Origin of the sequence: Hymenobacter artigasi (genome assembly GCF_012275535.1) — a bacterium.
In the GTDB taxonomy this organism is placed as follows: Bacteria; Bacteroidota; Bacteroidia; order Cytophagales; family Hymenobacteraceae; genus Hymenobacter; species Hymenobacter artigasi.
Window position 1 is genome coordinate 295,404 of sequence record NZ_JAAVTK010000003.1, and the last position, 24,321, is coordinate 319,724.

Sequence of the window (24,321 nt, forward strand, 5' to 3'; positions counted from 1 at the left end):
TTGTTTTATGAAAGCTGTCTTACCTCTGGCCGTCCTGCTGGCGGCTGCCACGGCCTGCCGCGCCACGTCTCCACCCGCCTATAATACCCTGCCCAACCACCAGGCCCTCACCGAAACCACCGTGCCCGAAACCGGCGAGCCCAGCCGCCGCACCGGCCTGGAACTACCCACTCCCCTGCCCCCCGTGAAATATCCCGAAACCCGCAAAACCGACTTCACCGACACCTATTTCGGCACCAAGGTAGCCGACCCCTACCGCTGGCTCGAAGCCCTCGACGCCCCCGAAACCAAATCCTGGGTAACCGCCGAAAACGAGGTAACCTTTGGCTATCTGAAGCAGATTCCGTTCCGCGATAAAATCCGCGAGCGGCTCACCAAAATCTGGAATTACGAGCGGTTTGGCGTGCCCGAGCAAGTGGGTTCGGAGCTGGTGTTCAGCAAGAACGACGGCCTGCAGAACCAGGCGGTGCTCTACCGCCAGCGCGGCACCGAGGAGCCGCAAATCCTGCTCGACCCTAACAAGTTCTCGGCCGACGGCACCACCGCCCTGGCCGGCACCGAGTTCAGCAACGACCACCGCTACCTGGCCTACGCCACCAGCGGCGGCGGCTCCGACTGGCACAAGGTCCGCATCCTGGACGTGGCCACCAACAAGCTGCTGCCCGAAACCCTGGAATGGGTGAAGGTATCGGGCACGTCGTGGACCAAAAACGGCTTTTACTACGGCCGCTACGATGCGCCCAAGGCCGGCCAAAATGGCCTTTCGGGCAAAAACGAGTTCCACAAAGTGTACTTCCACAAGCTGAACACGCCGCAGAGCGCCGACCAGCTGGTGTACGAAAACCCCAAAATGCCCCTGGGTTTCCGCTTCGCCAACGCCACCGAGGACGAGCGGTTCCTGGCCCTGACGCTCACCGATGGCAAGGCCGACGGCAACCAGCTGCTGGTGCGCGACCTCGCCGACCCCAAGCAGGCCAAAACCTGGACCACGCTCATTTCGAGCTACGAATTCAACAGCAACATTATCGGCAATGTGGGCGGCGAGGTGCTGGTGTACACCAACTACAAGGCCCCCAACTACCGCGTCGTCCGCATCGACCCGAAGAAACCGGCCGAGGCCAACTGGCATGACGTGCTGCCCGAAAGCAAGAACAAGCTGGAGAGCGTGACGCAGGTGGGTGGCCGTTTGGTGGCTGATTATCTGAACGATGCCAGCTCGCAGGTGAAAGTGTATTCGGAGCTGGGCAAGTTTGAGCACGATGTGAAGCTGCCGGCCATCGGCACGGCCAGCGGCTTCGGCGGCCGGCGCGATGCCAAGTCGGTGTACTACGCCTTCACCTCGTTCACCTACCCCACCACCATCTACAAATACGACCTCGCCACCAACACCAGCACGGTTTTCCGCGCCCCGAAAGTAGATGTGAACCCGGCCGATTACGTGACGACGCAGGTGTTCTACCCGAGCAAGGACGGTACGAAAATTCCCATGTTCATCATCCACAAAAAAGGGGTTGAACTGAACGGCAAGAATCCCACTTACCTCTACGCCTACGGCGGATTTAACATCTCGCTCACGCCGGGCTTCTCGGTGGCACGCATGCTGTGGCTGGAAAACGGCGGCGTGCTGGCCATCCCCAACCTGCGCGGCGGCGGCGAATACGGCGAAGCCTGGCACAAAGCCGGCATGACCCCCAACAAGCAAAACGTGTTCGACGACTTCATTGCCGCCGCCGAGTACCTGAAAACAAACAAGTACACCGACTACGACCACCTCGCCATCGCGGGCGGCTCGAACGGCGGCCTGCTCGTAGGCGCAACCATGACGCAGCGCCCCGACCTCTGCAAAGTGGCCCTGCCCGCCGTGGGCGTAATGGACATGCTGCGCTACCAGACCTTCACCATCGGCTGGAACTGGGCCCCCGAATACGGCACCTCGGCCGACCAGAAGCAGTTTGAGAACCTGCGCAGTTTCTCGCCCCTGCACAACTTGGCCCCGGCCGTGTACCCCGCCACCCTGATTACCACCGCCGACCACGACGACCGGGTGGTACCCGCCCACTCCTTCAAGTTCGCCGCCGCTCTGCAAGCCGCCAACACTGGCCCCAACCCCACCCTCATCCGCGTGGATGTGAACGCCGGCCACGGCGCGGGCAAAAGCACCAAGCTGCAAATCGACGAGTGGGCCGACGTGTGGAGCTTCTGCTACGCCAACATGGGCGTGACGCCGGAGGTGAAATAATTACCGTGTAGGAAAACCAGCCCCGGTGCTTCAGGCATCGGGGCTTTTTTCATTCCTTAATCAACCCAAATTATTTTATGCAAATAGGCATCAGCTCTTTCGGCGAAGTCGCCCCCGCCCACGTAGCCGGCCAGGACCACGCCGCCGCCCAACGCATGCAGGAACTCCTGGCCATGGGCAAGCTGGCCGATGAAACCGGCCTCGACGTAATGGCCCTCGGCGAGCACCACCGGCCCGACTTCATCATCTCCGCGCCCGAAATCATCCTGGCGGCCATCGCGGCCATCACCAAGCGCATTCGCCTGAGCAGCGCCGTCACCGTTCTCAGCTCGGCAGACCCCGTGCGCACCTTCCAGAATTTCGCCACGCTGGACCTCATTTCCAACGGCCGGGCCGAGATTATTGCCGGGCGCGGCTCCTTTATCGAGTCGTTCCCACTCTTCGGGCAGGACCTGAAAGACTACGACGCCTTGTTCCTTGAAAAGCTCCAGCTGCTGCTCAAAATCAATGAAAACGAAGTGGTGACCTGGCAGGGCAAGCACCGCGCTTCCATCGATGCCAAGGGCGTATACCCGCGCCCCGCCCAAGCCAGGATTCCCGTCTGGATTGGGGTGGGCGGCACGCCCGCGTCCGTCATTCGGGCCGGGCAGCTGGGGCTGCCGCTCACCATTGCCATTCTCGGCGGTGCACCCGCGCAGTACGTGCCGTTTGCCGAGCTCTACCGCGAATCGGCCCAGAAAGCCGGCCACGACGTGGCCGCGCTCCAACTCGCCATCAACTGCCACCTGCACCTCGCCGATACCGCCGAGCAGGCCCGCGACGAATTCTTCCCGCCCTACTCGCAGCTCATGAACCGCATCGGCCGCGAGCGCGGCTGGTCGCCCATGGACCGCCGCCATTTCGACTACCTATGTGGCCCACAAGGCCCGCTGCTGGTGGGCAGCCCCGAGGATATCATCGCCAAGCTGCTCTACCAGCGCCAGTTGTTCAACAACACCCGGTTCCTGGCGCAACTCGTCATCGAAGGCATTTCGCACCAAAGCGTGCTGCGCTCCATCGAGCTCCTGGGCACGCAGGTAGCCCCGGCCATCCAGACCACGGATTAGCACGGATTTTAGCGGATTTTACGGATTTTGTAGTCGGCGCTCGTGCCACGCATTGGCCCTCTCGCCTACCAACAGAAAAAGGCCACTCCTGGGAGTGGCCTTTTTGTTATTATACACAGCGTAAGCAGAAAATAGCGTCAACTACAAAATCCGTGAAATCCGCTAAAATCCGTGCTAATCCGTGGTCTAGTAGCGGTACAAATCCGATTTGAACGGACCTTCTACCGGCACTTTAATGTAGTCGGCCTGCTTGGCGGTCAACTCGTCCAGCTCCACGCCGATTTTGGCGAGGTGCAGGCGGGCCACCTTCTCATCGAGGTGCTTGGGCAGGGTGTACACCTGGTTTTCGTACTGGTTGCCACGCTCCCACAGCTCCAGTTGGGCCAGCGTCTGGTTGGTGAACGAGTTCGACATCACGAACGAAGGGTGGCCGGTGGCGCAGCCCAGGTTCACGAGGCGGCCTTCGGCGAGGATAATTACCTCTTTGCCTTCGATGGTGTAGATGTCAACCTGAGGCTTCACCGTGTCCTTGGTGTGGCCGTAGTTGCCGTTCAGCCACGCCATGTCAATCTCATCATCGAAGTGACCGATGTTGCAGACAATCGCCTTGTCCTTCAGCGAGCGGAAATGCTGCTCGGTCAGGATGTCGCAGTTGCCAGTAGCCGTCACTACGATATCGGCTTGCTTCACAGCATCAGCCAGTTTCTTCACAGCGTAGCCATCCATAGCCGCCTGCAGCGCGCAGATGGGGTCAATTTCGGTCACGATAACGCGGGCACCCGCGCCGCTCAACGAAGCAGCCGTGCCTTTTCCTACGTCGCCGTAGCCGGCCACTACCGCCACTTTGCCGGCCATCATCACATCGGTTGCCCGGCGGATAGCGTCCACAGCCGACTCTTTGCAGCCGTACTTGTTGTCAAATTTCGATTTCGTTACCGAGTCGTTTACGTTGATGGCGGGGAAGGACAGCGTGCCATTCTTCACGCGCTCGTACAGGCGCAGCACACCAGTCGTCGTCTCTTCCGAAACACCTTTGATGCCAGCGGCCAGCTCGGGGTAGCGGTCCAGCACCATGTTGGTGAGGTCGCCACCGTCGTCCAGAATCATGTTCAGCGGCTGACGGTCTTCGCCGAAAAACAGCGTTTGCTCGATGCACCAGTCGAACGACTCCTCGTCCATGCCCTTCCAGGCGTATACCGGGATGCCGGCGGCAGCAATGGCCGCAGCAGCGTGGTCCTGGGTCGAGAAGATGTTGCACGACGACCACGTTACCTCAGCACCCAGTGCTTTCAGGGTCTCGATGAGCACGGCCGTTTGGATGGTCATGTGCAGGCAGCCGGCAATGCGCGCGCCCTTGAAGGGCTGCGCCGCGCCAAACTCCTCGCGCAGGCTCATCAAACCGGGCATTTCGGCTTCGGCGAGGCGGATTTCCTTACGGCCCCACTCGGCCAGGCTCATGTCTTTTACTTTGTACGGAACGTACGTCTTCGTCGTGGTTTCCACCATGATACGGTTTAATTTATTGTGTGGCGATTCAACTACAAAGATACTGATTTTGTTCACCTCAGCCCACAAAAAAGCCCGCGCCGGTTGGGCGCGGGCTCGTAGCATGGCAAAAGCCACGACTATATCAGGTTAATTATTTTGCGAAACGAAAGCTTTGAGCTTCTGGTCGTTGTTCAGACTACCATTGGTGCCGCTCACCAGTACGGTGTAGCTTTTGCCGGCCTCGTAGTTTTTGGTGCCCGTGCCTGCGCCCGAGCCATCACCTACCTGGGCGATGGTGGTACCATTGGCATCAAGAATGGAGAGTCCGTAAGTGCCAGCCGTAACGTTCACGAACGGCGAAGCCACGCTGGCCCCTACGTTGGCTACTACATCGGCCACAACTGGCCCGCTTACCGTAGTCGTAATTTGCGACAGACGAATGGGATTGGTAACGCTCTGCCCAAGGTTGATAACCCGGATACGGGTTTTGGTGGCATCCGTAATGGTCAGGTCATCGGGGAAGAGCAAGCCGCCCACCACCGAGGAAGACTGCGCGGGCGCAGCTACAAACGTGTAGTTTTTGTCTTTATCAAGTGCGAGCGACTGCGAAAAAGCAGGCTGCCCGCCCGCCGTCACCTGCAAAGGCCGCGCACCGGTCTGGATGGTCTGGTAGCTCCCGCTGCTGGCGCCGTAAGCCAGCGAAGCTTTCTCTGAATTATCAATCAGGAACTTCAGCGTGGTGGGCGCAACGTGGGAGGCAGCGTTGATGAATACAATTTTTCCGGTATCCACAGCGGGGGTCGGCGCGGGCGTATCGCTCTTGCTGCACGCGGCCAGCAGCAGCGTAGCCGGCAAAATGGCCTGAACGGCGCGGCGAAATATGAGGGATGTTTTCATGAAATAGTCGGTTGGATGGTGAAGCATGCGGCTGAGAGGGTAATTAGCCGTTTCGGCCTGAACGTGTGACACCCCGGGTTTGTTGGGCTGACGGCCATAAAATATTGCGGCACTGGTTTTTTCAGCCCTCTAAGCATCATTATATTTGTTACTATGCACGAAATCAACCAGCTGCGCCCAGTTAATTGGCAGCTCCGTGGCGCAGCCACTATTATCCTATCCGTTAGCCTATTAGCTCCTATTTTGGCCCAGCAAACCCCTGGCAGCGTTCGCCTACTACCCGAAGATGAGGCCCGTGGCCTGGGTGGTCCCCAGCACAATTTTGATTTCCTTGCCCCCGGGGCCAGCGGCGACAATTACCAGACGGCCGGCTTCTTCGGCCAAAAGCTCCGCCCCTACCTGACCGGCAATACCGCCGCCCTGGCCCACCTCAACGAATACCGCCGCCAGAAGACTTTTTTTCTGATTGACCGCCTCGTGGCCGTCGGGTCATTCAGTCTCTATGGCGAGCAGATTCTGGGCAACGGCGACCGGCAATACTTCAACTCGACGCAGCAGATTGCCGTTGGGGTATTCGTTACCAGCCTGCTGGCCACGGTTTTCATCAACCGCAACACCAACTCGCACCTGCAGCGGGCGGTCAAATCCTATAATAACGATGTAGTTCACGGCGGCATCTGGCAGCGCCTGCAGCCGGCTGCCATGGGCTTTGCGGCCGCGCCCACCGGCCAGCCGCTGCTTTCGTTGCGCTGGGCGTTGCGCTAAGTGCTGCTTTTTCCCGTATAAGGTCATCCATGGACTACCCCTTGCCCGAAGCGGCCCGGCGGTACGTGGCCGCGCACCTGCACGACGACCCCGCCCACCTGGCCCTCCAAGCCCGCCGCCACCCCGGCCTCCCCGTTCCCGAATTGGTGCGCCAGATTCAGGCCCGCCAAAAAGCCCGCGCCAAGCTCCCCGCCTGGGCCGATAACCCGGAGCTGATTTTCCCGCCCGCCCTATCCGTCGAGCAGGCGTCGTCGGCCCGCACGGCGGCTTTCAAAGCCAATCTGGTCGGCGGGCAGCGCCTGGCCGACCTCACCGGCGGCTTCGGGGCCGACTCGGCCGCCTTTGCCGCCCGCGTGGCACAGGTCGACTACGTGGAGCGCGACCCCGCGCTGGCGGAGGTAGTGCGCTATAATTTCGGCCAGCTCGGCATTGATAATGTGACCATTAATGCCGCCGATGCGGTGGCATTCCTGAAAAGCACGCCGCATCATTACGACTGGCTCTACCTCGACCCGGCCCGGCGCGACACCGCCGCCCGCAAGATTTTCTTACTGCGCGACTGCGAGCCCGACGTGGTCAAGCTGTTGCCGCTACTGCTGCACAAGGCCGATAAGGTGCTGCTCAAAACCTCACCCATGCTTGATATCGAGCATGCCGTGCAGGGCCTGGCCCATGTGCGCCGCCTCTGGGTAGTGGCCGTGGATAATGAGGTGAAGGAAGTGCTCTACGAGCTGGGTCAGGAGCCCGCTGTAGACCCCGAGCGCTACGCCCTGAACCTGCGCCGCGACGGCACCCAGCAGGAATTCCGCCTCAACCGTGCCCGCGAGGCCCGCGCCATCCCCCGCTACGCCGAGGCCCAGCAGTACCTCTACGAGCCCAACGCGGCCGTGCTCAAGGCCGGCGCATTCCGCAGCATCGGCACGGCGTTCGAGCTGCTCAAGCTGCACCAGCACAGCCACCTCTATACCTCTGATGTATTGCGGGCCGATTTTCCGGGCCGGGTCTTCAAAATCCTGGCCGTGGAAAAAGCCGATGGCGCGGCCCTCAAAGCCCACCTGGGGCCGGAGGCGCGCGCCCACGTCACCACCCGCAATTTTCCAGATTCGGTGGCCGATTTCCGCCGGCGCACCGGCATCCGCGAGGGCGGCGAAGTTTACCTGTTTGCTACCACCGACCTGCGTGGCCGGCCGGTGGTGCTGGTGTGCGAAAAGCTCACGCCCCCGGTGAATGGCACAGCCTGAAACCGGGGGCACAATGCTCCGTAGTACCCTTAGCGAACCAGCCGCATAGCGGCGGCAGGTTACCCAACAGCTCTGCCGTCGCTATGCGGCTGGTGAGCAATATGGTTTAGCTGGTATATCACAAAAGCCGCATTAGCCGGTTATGTGCCATAGAGCTGCTGTGCAGTTAGCGCGGCATTTTTCATTCAACAATTTAGATTGATGCGTTTTACAGATAAAGTGTGCCTGGTAACGGGCGGAACCTCCGGCATCGGCCGGGCCTGCTGCGTGCGGCTGGGAGCCGAGGGCGGCACCGTAATTGCCCTAGGCCGCGACAAAGCCGAGGGGGCCGAAACCGTGCGCCTCATCACCAAAGCCGGCGGCAAGGCCCTGTTTATAGCCTGCGACCTGAGCAAGCCCCGCGCCATTACCGCCACCGTAAATAAGGTACTGGCCAAGTATCACCGCATCGACGTGCTGGTGTGCGACGCGGCCATGATGACCTTCGACCACCTCGTAGACCTGCCCCTGACGCAGTGGGACCTGCTGATGCTGGTGAACCTGCGTTCGCTGGCCCAACTCACCCAGCTTTGCCTGCCGCACATGCCGGCCGGCAGCGCCATCGTGGCCATCAGCTCGGTGCACGCCCACCAAACCACCGCCAACGTGGTGCCCTACGCCACCAGCAAAGGGGCACTCGAAGCCTTTGTGCGCGGCATGAGCCTGGAGCTCGACCGCAAGCAGACCCGCATCAATGCCGTAGCCCCCGGGGCCGTAGACACGCCCATGCTCTGGAGCAACCCCAACGTGAAAAACGGCACCGAGAAAATCGACAAAGCCGCCGTGGGCACCCCCGAGGAGCTGGCCGCCGCCATTGCCTTCATGGCCTCATCAGAAGCCAGCTTTGTGCACGGCACCACGCTGGTGGTGGACGGCGGCCGGTTGGCCCAGCTGTAGGTTACTGATTTTTCGGTTACTGGTTTTTGAACGACAAAGAGAAACCGCAACCGGAAACCAGCAACTCACAATAGCCCGAATTTCCGTACTTTTGCGCCGCGCCCGCCCGCCGGTTTCGGCTTGGCGGGCGCACTTCGTTTCTATCTTCCGCTCTTTTCGCGCACTCAATGCCCTATCTGTTCACTTCCGAATCGGTTTCGGAAGGCCATCCCGATAAAGTTGCCGACCAGATTTCCGACGCCATTCTCGATGAGTATTTGCGCCAGGACCCCACCGCCAAAGTAGCCTGCGAAACGCTCGTAACGACCGATTTCGCCCTTGTTGCCGGCGAAATAAAGTCCACGGCCCACGTCGATGCCGAGCCCATCATCCGCGAAACCATTCGCCGCATCGGCTATAATAAACCCGAATACCTTTTCAACGCCGACACCTGCGAGGTGATGAATCGCCTGCACGAGCAGTCGCCCGACATCAACCAGGGCGTGGAGCGTGCCAAGGACGAAGACCAGGGCGCCGGCGACCAGGGCATGATGTTCGGCTACGCCAGCCACGAAACGGCCAATTACATGCCGCTGGCCCTCGACCTCTCGCACCGCCTGCTGCAGGAGCTGGCTGCTATCCGCCGCGAGGGCACGGCCATGCCCTACCTGCGCCCCGATGCCAAGAGCCAGGTAACCATTCGCTACTCGGACGACCACAAGCCCGAAGCCATCGACACCATCGTCATCAGCACCCAGCACGACGAGTTTGATTCCTCCGAGAGCGTGATGCTCGACAAAATCAAAGCCGATGTGCTGGCCATTCTCATCCCGCGCGTGAAAGCCGGCCTGAGCGCCGATGCCCAGGCGCTGTTTACCGATAAAATTACCTACCACATCAACCCCACCGGCAAGTTCGTCATCGGTGGTCCCCACGGCGATTCCGGCCTCACCGGCCGCAAAATCATCGTGGACACCTACGGTGGCAAAGGCGCGCACGGCGGCGGGGCATTCTCCGGCAAAGACTCCTCCAAAGTAGACCGTTCGGCGGCCTACGCGGCCCGCCACATCGCCAAAAACCTGGTAGCTGCCGGCGTAGCCGACCAGGTGCTGGTGCAGGTAGCCTACGCCATCGGCGTGGCCCAGCCCGTGGGCGTATTTGTGACCACCTACGGCACCACCAAGGTGAAAAACGCCGCCGGCCAGCCCCTCTCCGACGGCGAAGTAGCCGAGAAAGTGAATAAGCTATTCGACCTGCGCCCCTACGCCATCGTGAAGCGCTTCGGCCTGCAAAACCCCATCTTCGCCCAGTCGGCGGCTTACGGCCACATGGGCCGCCAGCCCGGCACCGTGGACGTGGTGATGCCCAACGGCGAGAAGAAAACCTTCGAAACCTTCACCTGGGAAAAGCTCGACTACGTGCCCCAGATTAAGGCTGAGTTTGGACTGTAGTATGTGGCATAAGCTTTAGCTTATGCGTGCCAAAATCGGCATAAAAAACCCCGCTCACCTTCGGTAAGCGGGGTTTTTCTCTTCAATGGAAGCAGCACAAGCTAAAGCTTATGCCACGAATTAATGCGTCAGCGCTTTCTCTTTGTGCTTCGTAATCTGGCGGCGCAGGCTGTCGGTAGCGGCATCGGCGGCGGCTTCGAAGGAAGCAGCATCTTCCGTACTGAACAGGATATTGCCGGGCACCAGCAGCTTTATCTCGATGGTTTTGTTATCGATACCATCTTTATTGTTGAGGCGCATAATGACTTCGCCTTCGGTAACCTTATCGTAAAAAGTTTCCAGCTTATTCAGGCGTTGCTGAACAAAATCAAGCAGTTTCTGGTCGGCGTCGAAGTGCACCGAATGCATCTGTACTTTCATAAGGCAGGTGATTTAGAGGTAAAAGGGTAAACAAAACTCAGGCCCGTGGGTGGGCCTGTTTAAATACGGATTTCAGGCGGTCGACGGACAAGTGCGTGTACACTTGGGTGGCCGCCAGACTGGCGTGGCCCAGCAACTCTTTGATGGAATTCAGGTCGGCACCCTTGCCCAGCAGGTGCGTGGCAAAGGCATGGCGCAACGCGTGCGGGTGCTGCTGCGCACCGGAAGTAGTAATCTGGCTCAGGTAGCGCTTCACGGTGCGGTACACGAACTTTTCGTACATGGCCTCGCCCTTGTCGGTGAGTAGCAGCGGGCCGCCGGCTGCGCCAAACTCGTGCGCCCGCCGGGCCTGGTAGCGCTCAATCACGAGCTTCAGCGTGGGGTTCAGCGGCACGAGGCGCTGCTTATTGCCCTTGCCGGTTACGCGCACGGTACTAGCCCCCAGGCTCACATCATCGGCATGAATGCCGATGAGCTCTGAAAGGCGGATACCCGTACCGTAGAGCATTTCCAGCACCAGCTGGTCGCGCTGGCCGGCAAAGTCATCGCCAAACTCGAAGGTATTCAGCAAGCCGTTCAGGGCCTCTTCGGGCACAAATTCGGGCAGCTTCTTGGCCATTTTGGGGGCCGTGATACGTAGCATGGGGTTGGCCTCGATGCGGCCGGTACGCAGCAGGAACTTGTAGTACGAGCGCAGGCAGGCCACTTTGCGGTTCACGGTGCGTGGGTCCAGGTTTTCCTGCATCAGCTCCACCACCCAGCCCCGGATGAGCGGGTGAGTGGCCTGGGCGGGGTCGGCTAGCTCGTAGGCCGATTTCAGATAGGCGGCAAACTGGCCCAGGTCCGTTTGGTACGACACCAGCGTATGCGGACTATAGCGCCGCTCAAAGCGCAAAAAATCGAGAAAAGCATCCATACCAACACCAAAAATGCCCGGCGGTGGGCCGGGCATCCAATGTAGCATTTTTTTAGTTTAAGCCAAGCTTTCTGCTCCTATACGGACGCGAAAAAACCGGCTGGCTTGCCAATAAAGGCAAACCAGCCGGTTTTCAACAAAGCTAAACGGCCGAAAAACTTTCGGGCTATTCGCCGGGCTGGCCGTAAGTAGCCAGCTTGTAAACAGCCTTCTGCTTCATCTTGCGCTCGGTGATGCTGGGCTTCTGGAAAAACGTGCGACGACGCAGCTCTTTCAGAACGCCGGTGCGCTCGAATTTCTTTTTGAAACGCTTCAGAGCGCGGTCAACCGATTCGTTGTCTTTGATTTGAATGATAATCATATCAGGGAATGAGGGAGATTTTCAGAGGGAGGCGGTATAAACCGGGCCGCAAAGATAATCACGGATTTATCGAATTCAAACAGATTTCACGGATTTTGTAGTCGATTCATTTCCAACGCCTAGGCGAAAACGGCTGAACCATACTGAAAACCCGCGAAACTCGCCAAAATCCACGGTTCACTTAAGCAGGGCGCGGGCAATCACCAGCTTCTGAATTTCGCTGGTGCCCTCGCCAATGGTGCAAAGCTTGGCGTCGCGATAATATTTTTCGGCCGGGTAATCCTTGGTGTAGCCGTAGCCGCCGAAGATTTGAACGCCTTCGTTGGCAGTGCGCACACATACTTCCGAAGCGTAGAGTTTGGCCATGGCCGACTCCAGGTTCACGTTCAGGCCGCGGTCCTTCATGTCGGCAGCACGGTAGGTGAGCAGGCTGGCGGCTTCAATCTCGGTCGCCATATCGGCCAGTTTGAAGGCAATGCCCTGGAAATTGCTGATGGGCTGATTGAACTGGTGGCGCTCCTTGCTGTACTTGGTGGCGGCCTCCATAGCACCCTGAGCAATGCCCAGGCTGAGGGCCGCGATGCTGATGCGGCCACCGTCGAGCACTTTCAGGCTTTGCACAAAGCCATCGCCCACTTTGCCGATGACGTTTTCCTTGGGCACTTTGCAGTCGGTAAAAATCAGCTCGGTGGTTTCGGAAGCGCGCATGCCCAGCTTGTCTTCCTTGCGGCCGGCCTCAAAGCCCGGCGTGCCGCGCTCAATGATGAAGGCCGTCATGCCGTGCGAGTCGCCCACTTCGCCGGTCCGCACGATTACCACGGCCACGTTGCCGGATTTGCCGTGCGTGATGAAGTTTTTCGCGCCATTGATAATATAGTTTTCGCCGCTCTCGTCGAGCACGGCGGTGGTGCGCATGTTGCCGGCATCGGAGCCGGTGTTAGGCTCGGTGAGGCCCCAGGCGCCAATCCATTCGCCGGAGGCCAGCTTGGGCAGGTATTTCTGCTTCTGTGCTTCGGAAGCATGCTGAAGGATGTGGCCGGTACAAAGCGAGTTGTGGGCCGCCATGCTCAGGCCAATGCTGCCGTCAATCTTAGACAGTTCGGCAATGGCCGTTACGTACTCGACGTAGCCAAAACCGGCTCCGCCGTACTCCTGGGGCACGAGCACGCCCATCAGGCCCAGCTCGCCGAGCTTGTGAAACACATGAATGGGAAACTCCTGGCTCTCATCCCATTTCATCATATCGGGCTTGATGTGCTGGGCACCAAAGTCGCGCACCATCTGCGCTATCATCGTTTGGTTTTCGGTGGCTACGGCTTCCATGTAAAGGGAAATAAGGGTGGGATTTAAGAAAATATAAGGTAATGGGTACCTGAACGGCAGTTTAGCCGTTTTCGGTCCACAAAAGTACGGTTCAGGCAGTTGACAATTGGTAGGGTACAACTCATCGTAACCGCCTGTTGTTGAATAGGCGCGGTAAAAGCGTTACTTTTGAGGCTTTTTGGGGAGAATCTGTCTTGCGGGGCTAAAGTTTTTCCTGGTTTTTGTTTGATTCAGCCCCTAATTGGCCTTCATGCCGACATTTCCCTTCCGTCGCCTTAAGCAGCTCTGGCTGCTGGCCCTTCCCGCGCTGCTGCTTTTTTCGTCGTGCGTTTCTACTCGCTACTACAACCAGCGCACCATGTTCCGGCTCACCGATAGCCAAGGCCGTCAGCTAGATAGCACCAAGCTACGCCTGGCCGTGAATCGCACGGCCCGTAACTACCTCATCCAGCCCAACGATTTTCTGGAAGTGCGGGTGAATACCAACAAGGGCGAGCGCATTCTGGACCCCAACGGCGAATTACAATTTGGCCAGCCCAGCGGCGCGCTACCCAGCCGTAGCACCGGTGGCGCTGCCAGCCCCAGTAGCGGTGGGGGCAATGCCCGCGCTGCCGTAGGCCAGCGCGCCACCGGCCAGACGGCCGGCAGTGCTACGGCAGGCTCCGAGTTTTTGGTGCAGGCCGATGGCACAGTGGTACTGCCGCTAGTGAATCGAGTGAAGGTGAGCGGCTTGTCGTTGCTGCAGGCCGATAGCGTATTACAGGTGCGTTACAACGAATTCTACAAAGAAAGCTTTGTGACCACGCGGGTGACCAACAACCGTGTTTTTATGCTGGGCGCTACCGGTGGGCAGGTTATCACGCTGGCCAATGATAACATGAACCTGATTGAGGTGCTGGCGCTAGCCGGCGGAATAGACGGCGGTGGTAGCCAAGGCGGCGGCAGCAACAATCAAGGCTTTTACCGCTACGGCGGCAAAGCCAGCAATATTCGCATCATCCGGGGCGACCTAAAGAACCCACGCATTCAGCAGGTGGACCTGACCACGCTTGATGGCATGCGCCGGGCCAACCTGCAAATGGAGCCGAATGATATTGTTTACGTAGAGCCCGTACACCGCCCGGTGCTGGAAACCCTTACCGACGCGGCACCCATTATCAGCTTCACCTCCCTTATTCTGACGACTACTTTATTTTTATACAGTTTTGTAAAAAAATAGTCTTATCAAATAGCCAAGTATCAAGCAGCTAGTTCCTTTTATCATATCCAGCGCTTGCTGGCAATAGCATTACAATGGCCGTAAACGAAAACTCGGAACTGGAAGAGCTCATCCGGAATGCCAGCGGCGGTGCCACGGAGCCTTCGGTTGTGCCCAACGCCGGAGGAAATGAGGCTGACGAAGAATCCGCCAGCCTGGATGTGGCCACGTTGGTACTGGTAGCCCGACGCAGCCTGCTTTGGATGCTCTTGTTGATAATCTTGGGCATTACGGCCTCGTGGCTATATCTGCGCTATACCAAGCCGGTATATAAGTCGACGTCTTTGCTCAAAATTGACGAGCGCAACGAAGGCAGCGCTTTGGGCCTGGCCGGGCAGATGGCTCCAGCCGTGGTAGACAAAGGCCGCGGCAGCAAACTAGCCGGCGAGGTAGAGTTGATTAAGTCTAATATCATTTACCGGCGGCTGAAGGACTCGCTGGACCTTGATGTGAACTACTACGTGCAGGGCACGGTGCTGGAGTCGGAAATGTACGGAACCGCTCCTTTCCGCGTAGTCTATAAAATCACTGACAACGCGCTGTATAACCGCAAGTTCGATTTGAAATTTGTAAATCAGCAGCGTTTTAAGCTCGACTTTACCAATCAAAACCGACCACAGGGCGGCGAATACGCGCTAGGGCAGACCATTGCATTGCCCGGCATTACGCTGCAGGTATTGCCAACAGATAGGCTGAGCATAGACGCACTGGAAAGCAGCTACCATTTCACGGTGCAGGACGACAACACCCTGAACGCTTATCTGGATAAGAACCTGACTGTTGAGATTGTTAACCCGGACGCCAACACTATCGGCATCTCGTTCAACGACTTCAATGCAGTTAAGGCACAGGACATCGTCAATAAGATTGATTCGGTATACCTCGACGAAAAAATTGCCAGCAAGCAGGAAGCCACCCAAAAGCAGCTTCGGTTTCTGGATAAGATTTCGGAGGAGAACCGCAAAAGCCTGCAGGATGCCGAAGACAACCTCCAAAATTTCGTACAGCGCTCCGGCACCTACGATGTGAAGGCCGAGGTAGGGACGCTTAGTTCGAAGCTGGAGAAACTGGAAGAGGACCGAATTAAGCTTGCGCAAACGTTGACTTTGCTGAGCCAAGTTGCGCAGATGGCCCAGCAGGGCAACCTCACGCGCGACGAAAACCAGACCGTGCAGCAAAGCATTCCCGCACTGGCCGAGATTGAAGACCCGCAGCTGGGCGACCAATTGGCCGAGCTAAACAGCCTGCAGTGGAACCTGCGGCGCCTCTCACGCTCCTATACTGATAAAACGGAGGTAGTGCAGGCCGAACAGGCTAAAATCACCTTTACTCGCAACAACATCCAGCGCCTGCTGCTGCAAAATCAGAAGCTGCTGCGCCGCGGCATGGACGAGCTCAACGCCCAGCGCGCCAAGCTGACCGGCGAGCTGCAGAGTCTGCCCGAAAAGGGCACCGAGCTGGCCCGCCTGCAACGCCCGCTGGATTTGTACGAAAAGTCCTTCCTGATGCTGCTGGACAAGAAGATGGAATTCAATATTGAGAAAGCCGGCACTACAGCCGACTTCCAGATTCTGTCGCCTGCCTCACCGCCCTCGCCGCCCATTTTCCCCAATCGGCTCATCGTGTATGCCGTGGGGCTGGTGGGCGGGCTGTTGCTGGGCCTGGGCCTGATTGCGGTGCGCTACTTCATGCACAACACGGTGACGAACGTACGGGAACTGGAGCGCAACACCCGGGCCTCGGTGCTGGGCATTATCCCGACCTACGATAAGGAGAAAATGGAAGTGTCGCGCCTAGTGGTGGACAAGAACCCAAAATCGGCCATTTCCGAGTCGATACGCTCCATTCGAACTAACCTGGATTTCATCAGCTCATCCAAAAAGAAACGCCTGATTTCAGTGACGTCCACCATCTCCGGCGAGGGCAAAACCTTTGTTACCGTGAACCTGGGTGGCATAATTGCCCTCTCGGGGCAGAAGGTCATCATCCTGGACCTGGATATGCGCAAGCCCAAAGTCAACTTGGCATTTGGGGCCGAAAACACGCGCGGCGTAAGTACCATCCTCATCGACCGGCACAACGTGCAGGAATGTATTCAGCCCACAAGTATTGACTCGCTCCAGTTTATCTCGGCCGGCCCTACGCCGCCCAATCCGTCAGAGCTGATTCTGAGCGACCGATTCGACAGTATGATTCAGGAGTTGTTCCAATTGTACGACGTTATCCTGATTGATACACCCCCGGTGGGTTTGGTCACGGACGGTATCCTCATCATGCGTAAGGCTGACATCCCGCTTTATATTGTGCGGGCCGGCTATTCGCGCAAGGCCTTCATCAAGAATATGAACCGGCTTATTCGCAGCAATAACTTCACGCGAATGTGCACCATTCTCAACGATGCGCAGTCGGGTGGTGGCTATGGTTATGGCTACGGCTACGGCTATGGATATGGCTATGGTGCGTATGGCCAGGGCTACTACGAGGAGCCTGCGTCTAAAAAACTGACCTTTGGCGAGAAGCTGAAGAAGTTTTTCACCTAATACACACATCATAAATGGCTTCGCTCTGGCAACGTCTTTTTGGCGGGGCGACTTCCGCTTCGGTGGCTCCGGCCACGCTGGCAGCCCTGGCGACCGATATGCACTCGCACCTGCTGCCGGGCCTCGACGACGGGGCCGAAACGGTGGAGCATTCCCTGGACCTACTCCGAGCCTTGCGCGACCTCGGCTACCGCAAACTGGTGATGACGCCCCACATCATGGGCGACTTCTACAAGAATACGCCGGAAGGCATTCGGGCCGCGCTCAAGCTGCTGCGCGAGGCCGCTGCCGCTGCCGGCTTGCAAGATGTAGCCCTCGAATGTGCCGCTGAGTACTACCTCGACGAGTTTCTGGGCCAGAAGCTGGCCGATGGGACCGAGATGCTCACCTTCGGCGGCGATAAGCGCTACCTGCTGTTCGAAACCTCATACATGAACGAGCCGCTTAACCTGTTCGAAATCATTTTCGAGATGAAGGCGCAGGGTTACCAGCCGGTATTGGCTCATCCGGAGCGCTATACGTACCTCTACGGCCGCTTTGCCGAAATCGAGAAGATGCGCCGCGACTACGGTGTGCTGCTCCAAGTAAACCTGAACTCGCTGTCTGGCTACTACTCACCAGCCGCTAAAAAAGTAGCCGAGCAGTTGATTGATGGTGAACTGGTTGATTTCGTTGGCACCGATACCCACCACCTGCGCCACACCGATACCCTGGCCCAGCGCACGCTCGTGCAGCCGTACATGGAAAAGCTGCTTCGGCTTCCTTTGCTGAACAATACGCTTTAACCAATGGCTCGTTGGCAGTTGAGGACTCCTGCTGACCCTGCCTATTCGCCATCAGGCATTAATCCTTGATTTCATGATATTTGTAACCGGCGGCACCGGCCTTATTGGTTCTTTTCTGTTGCGGGCGCTACGGGAGCGGGGGCTGGCCGTGCGCGCGTTGCACCGGGGCGCGGTACCTACCGGCGGTGCTCCCGGGGTGGAGTGGGTGGCCGGCGACCTGCTTGATACCGAACAGTTGCGGGTGGCCATCAGTCCCGATGTCACGCACGTATTCCACTGCGCGGGACTGGTATCGTACGCACCGCAGGACGAAGACCTGCTGCTGAGCGTGAACGTGCAGGGCACCGCCGCCCTGGTCGATGCCTGCCTGGAGCGGCCGGGCATCCGGCTGGTGCACGTGTCGTCGGTGGCGGCGCTGGGCGGGCCGGCTGCGGGCGCGGCTGCGGCTCCGGGCGAGGTACTACCTGTTACCGAAAAAGCTTCCTGGGACCTGGGGGCGGCGCATCCGGCCTACGCCACCTCCAAATACCTGGGCGAACTGGAAGTATGGCGCGGCGTGGCCGAGGGGCTATCAGCCGTCATCGTGAACCCGTCGGTGGTGCTGGGACCCGGCGACTGGCACCGCAGCAGCACCCGTCTGCTACGCTACGCGCACCAGCAACACCGCTTCTACACCCGCGGCCTCATCAATTTCGTGGACGTGCGCGACGTAGTAGCCCAGCTACTGGCCCTGGCCTTCGACCAGCCTGCGGCCTATGGCCAGCGCTATATTCTGAGCGCCGAGGCCGTGCCGTTGGCCGACTTTTTTCGGCAGGCGGCGGCGGCCATGCAGCGCCGCCCCCCCACCGTGGCCGTGCCCGACTGGGCCGCTGAGATTATCTGGCGGCTGGAGCACGCCCGCGCCGTGCTCACCGGTGCGCGACCGCTCATTACCAAAGATACTGCCCGGGCCGGCCGGCAACCGGTGGTGTACAGCCACGCCAAAGTGCAAAGCGCTACCGGCCTAACATTCCGGCCGTTAGCTGATACCCTGGCGTGGTGCGCGGCCGAGCTGGGAGCGAAACCCGGCCCCCTCGAACCGGTTATCGTATCTTAGCAACAACCAGATTGCACGGTTTTGGCCAATATTTGTTATTATTGATAGAGTACTGATAAAGTGGAGTGGAATGATTCCGGCGAGTAACGCCACAAACGGTTCCGGCCGTTGGATTCAATAATCCACAAAACCAGATTAATCCACTTAACTGCGGTTTTATGCGCATGAACGAACATTTTGAAAACCACCGGACCGTGCTGGATACCGTGCGTCGCTTCGAGCGCATGGTTGCCCAGCAGGAGTCTGTTTTCTTCGACCTGGAAGACTTCGAGAACATCATCGACCATTACGTGACGAGTGCCGAGTTTGATAAGGCGCTGCAAGCCTGTGAAGCAGCCCTCGGCCAATACCCCTTTTCTACCGAGCTGCTGATTGACCGGGCGCAAGTGACGGCTATGCGCGGCGACTATACCGAAGCCGAGCGTCAGATTGACGCCGTAGCAGCCCTGGACCCTACCAATGCAGATGTGGCCGTAACCCGCGGCATTATCAGCACGCAGCGGGGCGAATTTGCCCAAGCTGTAGAGTTTTTCCGGACTGGCCTGGAGCAGGAGCCCGAGCGCGAAGACATTCACTTCAACCTCGGCCTGGCATTTCAGAGCTGGCAGAAATTCAAAAGCGCTGCCAAGCACTACAAGCAGAGCCTGCGCCTCAACCCTGATAACGAAACCGGCGTGCAGGAGCTCCTGCACTGCCTGGATATTACGGCGCGGCTGGAAGAGCACGAGGATTTCTTCAAGCGCTTCACCGACGACGACCCGTACTCGGCCACGGCCTGGTACAACCTGGGCCAGTACTGGTACCGCCGCGAGGACTTTACGAAGGCCGCCGAGGCCTTCGACTTCGCCGTGACCATCAGCGCCGATTTCTATGATGCCCACCACTGGTTGGCCGACACCTTCGTGTGCCAGCAGGAGTACCTGAAGGCCATTCCGGAGTTCGAGATGGCCTACCCGCCCGGCGAGCCCACCGATGAGGCCCTGTGCAACATTGGTGAGTGCTACGAAAAGCTGCGCGAGTGGGAGCCCGCCCGCAAGTACTACCGTCAGGCGCTGGAGCTGAACCCTGAGATGGATGAGGCCTGGTTTGGTCAGGGCGTGCTGCTGCAGGAGCAGGAGCGCTGGTTCGAGGCCATTCATTATTTCCGCAAGGCGACGGAGCTGTATGCCGAAAGCGGCGAATACTGGTCGGCGCTGGGTGCGGCCGAAAACCAGGTGGGCAACGTAGTAAGTGCCTTGGAGGCCTATGAGAAAGCCACCGAAGTAGCCCCCGACGACGTGCAGGGCTGGGTGAACTGGAGCGCCATTCTCTACGAGCAGGGCCACTTCGGCGAAGCCGTGGACCTCGTGCGCCACGCCGTGGAGCTGCACCCGCACGAAGCCCATTTTCACTACATGCTATGCGCTTACCTGCTGGCCGATGGGCGAATGCGCGAGGCTTACGAGACCCTCGAAACTGCCCTCACGCTCAATTATGAGCAGCACATCACACTGTTCGACTACTTCCCCCAACTGCGGGAGCAGCCGGGCCTGAAACGCCTTATTGAGCAGTTTCGGAAATAAAATTTCGGCTTACCGCTACTTTTGTAACCGCCCGTCAGCCGACGGGCGGTTTTTCTTTGCTCGCGCCACCCGTTTTTTAGAGCGGGCAAGCTTTCCCCCAATTCACCCTATCCCCCTTATCATTAATGAATTACGACCTCTCCCAACTGCCGGAGCGCACCCCCAAGCCCCGCGAGCAGGGCTACACGATGGTGATGGACAAAGGCATGAGCCTGCGCGAAGTAGAAGACTTTCTGGAGGTAGGCGAAGCCTATACCGATGTGGTAAAGCTGGGCTGGGCTACTTCCTACGTAGTGCCCAACTTGAAGCGTAAGCTCGAAATCTATCGCGAAGCCAACATTCCGGTGTACTTCGGCGGCACGCTGTTTGAAGCCTTCATCATTCGCAACCAGTTCGACGATTACCGGCGCCTGCTGGACACTTATGGGATGGAGTATGCCGAGGTATCGGACGGCAGCATCGACCTCGACCACGAGCGTAAATGCGAGTATATCCGCGAGCTGAGCAAGTACGTGCGCGTGCTGAGCGAAGTAGGCTCGAAGGACGCCGAGAAAATCATTCCGCCCTATAAGTGGATTTCGCAGATGCAGACCGAGCTTGAAGCCGGGGCCATTAAGGTAATCGGCGAGGCCCGTGAGGGCGGCAACGTGGGTCTGTTCCGCAGCACCGGCGAGGTACGCTCGGGTCTGGTAGAGGAGATTCTGACCAAGATTCCCTCGGAGAAAATCCTGTGGGAAGCGCCGCAGAAAGCGCAGCAGGTGTGGTTCATCAAGCTACTGGGTGCCAACGTGAACCTGGGCAACATTGCTCCCAACGAGGTAGTGAGTCTCGAAACCATCCGTTTGGGACTGCGTGGCGACACGTTCTCGCACTTCCTCGATATGGATGCCGTGGACCCCATGTTCCACCCGGCTGCCAAAACCAGCAAGCCCGGCACTTCGATGCCCCGCGGCTAGGGAAGCACGGCTAGTTTACTGCTTCAACCAATAAAACAAAGGCCCATCATGCTGAGCATGATGGGCCTTTGTTTTATGCGTGTCCGACTACCAGCATCTACAAAAAAAGCCGGCCTCCCTGCGGAGACCGGCTCTTTTATTGGCCGGAGCCGTGGCGCAGCTTATTGCTTTACCACTTTCAGGTTTTTCACTTCGCCGGAAGGCAGGGTGATTTTCACCAGGTACATACCAGCTTTCAGGTCGCCCATACCGACTACCGAAGCATCGGTGAGACCGCCGGTCAGCACCACGTTCTGCTGCTGCAGGGTGCGGCCCGTCATGTCGGTCACCAACAGCTTGGCCGTGCCCGTAGCCGCCGATTGCAGGGCTACGTGGAGTTCGTTGCCAGCATTGAGGGGGTTGGGGTAAGCTACGAAGTTGGAGGCAGGAGCCTTGCCATCGAAGCTAACCACGGTCGGAGCGAAGAAAGCGTCTTTGCCGTCCAGGTCAAGCTGGTGCAAGCGGTAGTAGCGCTTGCCCGTTTTGTTGGCTTCTTTGTCTACATAGCTGTAGGTAGTGACCTGCGTGGTGTTGGGCGAAGCGCTCGGAACCGAAGTCAGCGTACGGTACTCGGTGCCATTGGTCGAAACCTGCACTTCGTAGCCTTTGCTGTTCTCTTCCGAAGCCGTCTGCCAAGTCACCAGGGCATCGCTGCCGATGCGCTTGGCGTCGAACGCCATGAGGCGAACGGGCAGGGGAGTTTCAGTGCTACCCAGCGTGAACGTGGCGAATCTCGTCACACCCGTTTTGGTAACGTTGTTGTTCACTTGGTCAACCGGGCCATCGCGACCAATCAGGCTGAAGGCACCACCACCGTTGTTCGAATAGAAGATGGTCAACTGGTCTTCTGGAATGCTGCTGTTACCAGGGGTGCGGATGTCAGCACCGTTCAGGTCCTGCGTTTCCGAATCGCGGTAATGGAATACCATCGTAGCAATCAGGCCGCCAGTATTGGTCGTCTGGTCACCAGGACGTACGCCGAAGATACGACGGATGCCGAAGCGGCCGCTTACCGGAGCATAGGCTTCTACCGTGTTACGAGTCACATCCACATTGCCGGGGCTATTGGTGCCGGTAAATGTCAGCGTCATGCCCATGTTGCCGTACGTGCGGGTTTCGCCTACCAATACACCCTGGCGGGTAGTACGGGCAAAACCGCGGAGGTAGGAGAAGTCCGTTTCGCCGTTGAGCTGAGCACCGTTATTACCATTTGTGATAGCCCGGTCAGCCAATACAATTACCGACAACAGCGGCTTAAGGATATCAGTAGTCAAAACACCAGCATTGGCATTGAGCGCGGTGTAACGATTGGCAATGATGGGATTAACAGCGCCAACGCTAGGAGTCAGGAAGTTGATGGCTTCCGAAACGTTCATGATGCCAGCTACTGCTTTAGTTGCACCGCCCGAGATATCAACCCGAACAAACGAACCGCCGGTAATGGTCTGGTTTGCACTACCAGCGAACTCCATAATGGTGTTTTCGCGCTGAATGAAGCTGTCGAAGCTATTATCGAAGTCACCGTATACTTTCAGCTGGCCTACCACCAAGCGGGTAATAGAACGCGAACCCTGCGAAGTACCACCCATAATCAGGTTGAGACACTCGGCCGGACCCGAATTAAGGTTGCTGTAGGTAGGCGTCGCAACGTCAGAGTTAACGTTCGGGTACGGAACAGCGCTACCGGCACCCAAGTCACGAATCAGTGCATTCGTAGTTTTATTTGGTACACCAGCGCTCCAGTTGCGGGCATCGAACCAGTTGTCGTTGATGGAACCCGTCCAGATAGTCTGAGCGATTGGCGTACCGGTCACCGTGAAGTTGGCCGAGTAGTAGTTGGCAGGAGCACCGTTCGGGTCGGTGATGGTGAAGTTGGTATTCGTAATCGAGTTCGTTCCGCTGGCCTGGTAGTACACATCAACTACATAGTTGCCGGCAGCCGTGACAGCCGGGGTAGCAATCAGGTTGGGCTGTGGGTTAATGTTGTTAACACCGGGGTCGAGGATGAACGTACGCACACCGTTGACGGTATTGCCGGACTGCGTGAGGTTGATGGGCTGGAAAGCACCGCCGGAAGTACCGCTCAAGCGGGTACGGTAGTAGAGCACTACGTTGCTGATGGTGTTGGCACCAGCTTCGGTAGTGGTTACGGACGTAAGGTTCAGGCGGAGTTGACCGTTGTTCACATCGTAAGCAGTGCCGTTGTTGGCCGCAGAACTCAGGTCAGCACCAACGAAGTTGCGCGACCCGGCGGGGTTAATGTTGTATGTAACCGAGCCGCTGTTGTTCGGAGCGATACCAATGGTATTACCTTGTACAGTAGGCGCAGGGGTTTTAGTACCGGTTACGTCAAAAGTGGCAGCATACGAGTTGTTATCGTTGGCGCGCTGCGGCAGGCCCGTACCATTTACTTGGTAAGTGGCGTGGAACGTTACTTGGATGGTGTAACCAACGCCAGCGCTGGCTACGAGGCTAATCAGGTTGGTATTGCCACTGCCGAGGGAGAAAGTGCGCACGCCACCGCTGGACGTTTGCTGAGCCAGTTGCAAAGTGCCTGTGCTAACCTGATTGAAACTTGGGTCAAAGAGCGTATAGTCCAAATTAGCACCATTCACAACGAAAGTGCCGGTTTCGGTCGTCGTGAGCGTACCGCCTTGCAGGATGAGTTGACCCGAGTTGATATCGAAAGCCGGAGCCGAAGTCGAGCCGGGCTTCTGGTCAGTTAACTTAACATTGAAAGCAGTACCGGGGTAATTAACAGTACCGTTGCCTTGGTCGACAGTAACCGATTCACCAGAGAACGTAACACCATTTGAAGGTGGAGCAACTAGAGTAAAGACGGAGTTGCGGATAGTCGACGACTTAGCGTTATCATCGGTATCAGTTACTCTAAAGCGAATATCAAACCGGTTCGAAGTTCCAGGAGTCACGGAGCTTGTAGCCGAAGTAAGCAAGTTGATGGC

19 protein-coding genes are annotated in these 24,321 nt (G+C 58.2%); 12 read left to right on the top strand and 7 right to left on the bottom strand.

Annotation, left to right across the window (positions count from 1 at the left end):
* Window positions 1–7: 7 nt before the first annotated feature.
* Together HBN54_RS07500 and HBN54_RS07505 are read left to right on the top strand one after the other, a co-directional pair.
* Window positions 8–2,239, top strand: a complete 2,232-nt coding sequence (locus HBN54_RS07500; RefSeq protein ID WP_168672564.1) for a prolyl oligopeptidase family serine peptidase — start codon at window positions 8–10, stop codon at window positions 2,237–2,239.
* Window positions 2,240–2,316: 77 nt separating this feature from the next.
* A complete protein-coding gene (locus HBN54_RS07505) occupies window positions 2,317–3,345 on the top strand; it encodes an Atu2307/SP_0267 family LLM class monooxygenase (protein WP_168672565.1) in 1,029 nt (342 codons plus the stop codon).
* A gap of 186 nt (window positions 3,346–3,531) precedes the next feature.
* Here the strand turns inward: HBN54_RS07505 and ahcY are convergent, their stop codons facing one another.
* Together ahcY and HBN54_RS07515 are read right to left on the bottom strand one after the other, a co-directional pair.
* On the bottom strand, window positions 3,532–4,851 hold the full coding sequence (gene ahcY, locus HBN54_RS07510; RefSeq protein ID WP_168672566.1) for an adenosylhomocysteinase: 1,320 nt from the start codon (window positions 4,849–4,851) through the stop codon (window positions 3,532–3,534).
* Between the two features lie 129 nt (window positions 4,852–4,980).
* The gene (locus HBN54_RS07515; RefSeq protein ID WP_168672567.1) at window positions 4,981–5,730 is read right to left on the bottom strand and encodes a DUF4397 domain-containing protein; all 750 of its coding nucleotides are present in this window, start codon (window positions 5,728–5,730) and stop codon (window positions 4,981–4,983) included.
* 243 nt (window positions 5,731–5,973) lie between these two features.
* On the opposite strand from HBN54_RS07515, the gene HBN54_RS07520 reads away from it, so the two are divergent.
* The 4 genes from HBN54_RS07520 to metK all read left to right on the top strand — a co-directional run bounded on the left by HBN54_RS07520 (window position 5,974) and on the right by metK (window position 10,102).
* Complete coding sequence (locus tag HBN54_RS07520; protein WP_168672568.1) at window positions 5,974–6,495, top strand: hypothetical protein; 522 nt, start codon at window positions 5,974–5,976, stop codon at window positions 6,493–6,495.
* Between the two features lie 29 nt (window positions 6,496–6,524).
* The gene (locus HBN54_RS07525; RefSeq protein WP_168672569.1) at window positions 6,525–7,736 is read left to right on the top strand and encodes a class I SAM-dependent methyltransferase; all 1,212 of its coding nucleotides are present in this window, start codon (window positions 6,525–6,527) and stop codon (window positions 7,734–7,736) included.
* Between the two features lie 201 nt (window positions 7,737–7,937).
* Window positions 7,938–8,672: an SDR family NAD(P)-dependent oxidoreductase gene (locus HBN54_RS07530; protein ID WP_168672570.1), complete on the top strand. Its 735-nt coding sequence runs from the start codon at window positions 7,938–7,940 to the stop codon at window positions 8,670–8,672.
* A 167-nt stretch (window positions 8,673–8,839) separates the two neighbouring features.
* Window positions 8,840–10,102, top strand: a complete 1,263-nt coding sequence (metK, locus tag HBN54_RS07535) for a methionine adenosyltransferase (RefSeq protein ID WP_168672571.1) — start codon at window positions 8,840–8,842, stop codon at window positions 10,100–10,102.
* Window positions 10,103–10,222: 120 nt separating this feature from the next.
* On the opposite strand, the gene hpf is transcribed toward metK, so the two are convergent.
* The 4 genes from hpf to HBN54_RS07555 all read right to left on the bottom strand — a co-directional run bounded on the left by hpf (window position 10,223) and on the right by HBN54_RS07555 (window position 13,122).
* Window positions 10,223–10,522, bottom strand: a complete 300-nt coding sequence (gene hpf / locus HBN54_RS07540; RefSeq protein WP_168672572.1) for a ribosome hibernation-promoting factor, HPF/YfiA family — start codon at window positions 10,520–10,522, stop codon at window positions 10,223–10,225.
* Window positions 10,523–10,559: 37 nt separating this feature from the next.
* Complete coding sequence (locus HBN54_RS07545) at window positions 10,560–11,438, bottom strand: tyrosine-type recombinase/integrase (RefSeq protein WP_168672573.1); 879 nt, start codon at window positions 11,436–11,438, stop codon at window positions 10,560–10,562.
* Between the two features lie 166 nt (window positions 11,439–11,604).
* Window positions 11,605–11,799: a 30S ribosomal protein S21 gene (gene rpsU / locus HBN54_RS07550; protein WP_168672574.1), complete on the bottom strand. Its 195-nt coding sequence runs from the start codon at window positions 11,797–11,799 to the stop codon at window positions 11,605–11,607.
* 177 nt (window positions 11,800–11,976) lie between these two features.
* Complete coding sequence (locus HBN54_RS07555; RefSeq protein WP_168672575.1) at window positions 11,977–13,122, bottom strand: acyl-CoA dehydrogenase family protein; 1,146 nt, start codon at window positions 13,120–13,122, stop codon at window positions 11,977–11,979.
* Between the two features lie 250 nt (window positions 13,123–13,372).
* On the opposite strand from HBN54_RS07555, the gene HBN54_RS07560 reads away from it, so the two are divergent.
* From HBN54_RS07560 to HBN54_RS07585, 6 genes are all read left to right on the top strand, one after another.
* Window positions 13,373–14,341, top strand: coding sequence for a polysaccharide biosynthesis/export family protein (locus HBN54_RS07560; protein WP_168672576.1), 969 nt, complete (start codon window positions 13,373–13,375; stop codon window positions 14,339–14,341).
* A 74-nt stretch (window positions 14,342–14,415) separates the two neighbouring features.
* Window positions 14,416–16,920 carry a polysaccharide biosynthesis tyrosine autokinase gene (locus tag HBN54_RS07565; protein WP_168672577.1) on the top strand — a complete coding sequence of 835 codons (2,505 nt, stop codon included), beginning with the start codon at window positions 14,416–14,418 and terminating at the stop codon, window positions 16,918–16,920.
* A gap of 14 nt (window positions 16,921–16,934) precedes the next feature.
* Window positions 16,935–17,705 (top strand): tyrosine-protein phosphatase, encoded by a 771-nt coding sequence (locus tag HBN54_RS07570; protein ID WP_235955418.1) that lies wholly within the window; start codon window positions 16,935–16,937, stop codon window positions 17,703–17,705.
* A 73-nt stretch (window positions 17,706–17,778) separates the two neighbouring features.
* The gene (locus HBN54_RS07575; RefSeq protein WP_168672578.1) at window positions 17,779–18,801 is read left to right on the top strand and encodes an NAD-dependent epimerase/dehydratase family protein; all 1,023 of its coding nucleotides are present in this window, start codon (window positions 17,779–17,781) and stop codon (window positions 18,799–18,801) included.
* A gap of 164 nt (window positions 18,802–18,965) precedes the next feature.
* Window positions 18,966–20,363, top strand: coding sequence for a tetratricopeptide repeat protein (locus tag HBN54_RS07580; RefSeq protein WP_168672579.1), 1,398 nt, complete (start codon window positions 18,966–18,968; stop codon window positions 20,361–20,363).
* A gap of 125 nt (window positions 20,364–20,488) precedes the next feature.
* Window positions 20,489–21,319 (top strand): phosphosulfolactate synthase, encoded by an 831-nt coding sequence (locus HBN54_RS07585; protein ID WP_168672580.1) that lies wholly within the window; start codon window positions 20,489–20,491, stop codon window positions 21,317–21,319.
* A gap of 161 nt (window positions 21,320–21,480) precedes the next feature.
* Here HBN54_RS07585 and HBN54_RS23955 read toward each other — a convergent pair whose 3' ends face one another.
* Window positions 21,481–23,874 (bottom strand): T9SS type A sorting domain-containing protein, encoded by a 2,394-nt coding sequence (locus HBN54_RS23955; RefSeq protein ID WP_210427969.1) that lies wholly within the window; start codon window positions 23,872–23,874, stop codon window positions 21,481–21,483.
* Between the last annotated feature and the right edge of the window lie 447 nt (window positions 23,875–24,321).

Bases quoted from the DNA above. Each gene is read 5' to 3' on its own strand.
- HBN54_RS07580 (WP_168672579.1), top strand. From the start codon at position 18,966: ATGAACGAACATTTTGAAAACCACCGGACCGTGCTGGATACCGTGCGT.
- HBN54_RS07530 (WP_168672570.1), top strand. From the start codon at position 7,938: ATGCGTTTTACAGATAAAGTGTGCCTGGTAACGGGCGGAACCTCCGGC.
- HBN54_RS07505 (WP_168672565.1), top strand. From the start codon at position 2,317: ATGCAAATAGGCATCAGCTCTTTCGGCGAAGTCGCCCCCGCCCACGTA.
- HBN54_RS07575 (WP_168672578.1), top strand. From the start codon at position 17,779: ATGATATTTGTAACCGGCGGCACCGGCCTTATTGGTTCTTTTCTGTTG.
- HBN54_RS07560 (WP_168672576.1), top strand. From the start codon at position 13,373: ATGCCGACATTTCCCTTCCGTCGCCTTAAGCAGCTCTGGCTGCTGGCC.
- metK (WP_168672571.1), top strand. From the start codon at position 8,840: ATGCCCTATCTGTTCACTTCCGAATCGGTTTCGGAAGGCCATCCCGAT.
- HBN54_RS07525 (WP_168672569.1), top strand. From the start codon at position 6,525: ATGGACTACCCCTTGCCCGAAGCGGCCCGGCGGTACGTGGCCGCGCAC.
- HBN54_RS07500 (WP_168672564.1), top strand. From the start codon at position 8: ATGAAAGCTGTCTTACCTCTGGCCGTCCTGCTGGCGGCTGCCACGGCC.
- hpf (WP_168672572.1), bottom strand. From the start codon at position 10,522: ATGAAAGTACAGATGCATTCGGTGCACTTCGACGCCGACCAGAAACTG.
- HBN54_RS07565 (WP_168672577.1), top strand. From the start codon at position 14,416: ATGGCCGTAAACGAAAACTCGGAACTGGAAGAGCTCATCCGGAATGCC.
- HBN54_RS07555 (WP_168672575.1), bottom strand. From the start codon at position 13,122: ATGGAAGCCGTAGCCACCGAAAACCAAACGATGATAGCGCAGATGGTG.
- HBN54_RS07515 (WP_168672567.1), bottom strand. From the start codon at position 5,730: ATGAAAACATCCCTCATATTTCGCCGCGCCGTTCAGGCCATTTTGCCG.
- ahcY (WP_168672566.1), bottom strand. From the start codon at position 4,851: ATGGTGGAAACCACGACGAAGACGTACGTTCCGTACAAAGTAAAAGAC.
- HBN54_RS07545 (WP_168672573.1), bottom strand. From the start codon at position 11,438: ATGGATGCTTTTCTCGATTTTTTGCGCTTTGAGCGGCGCTATAGTCCG.
- HBN54_RS07570 (WP_235955418.1), top strand. From the start codon at position 16,935: ATGGCTTCGCTCTGGCAACGTCTTTTTGGCGGGGCGACTTCCGCTTCG.
- HBN54_RS07585 (WP_168672580.1), top strand. From the start codon at position 20,489: ATGAATTACGACCTCTCCCAACTGCCGGAGCGCACCCCCAAGCCCCGC.
- rpsU (WP_168672574.1), bottom strand. From the start codon at position 11,799: ATGATTATCATTCAAATCAAAGACAACGAATCGGTTGACCGCGCTCTG.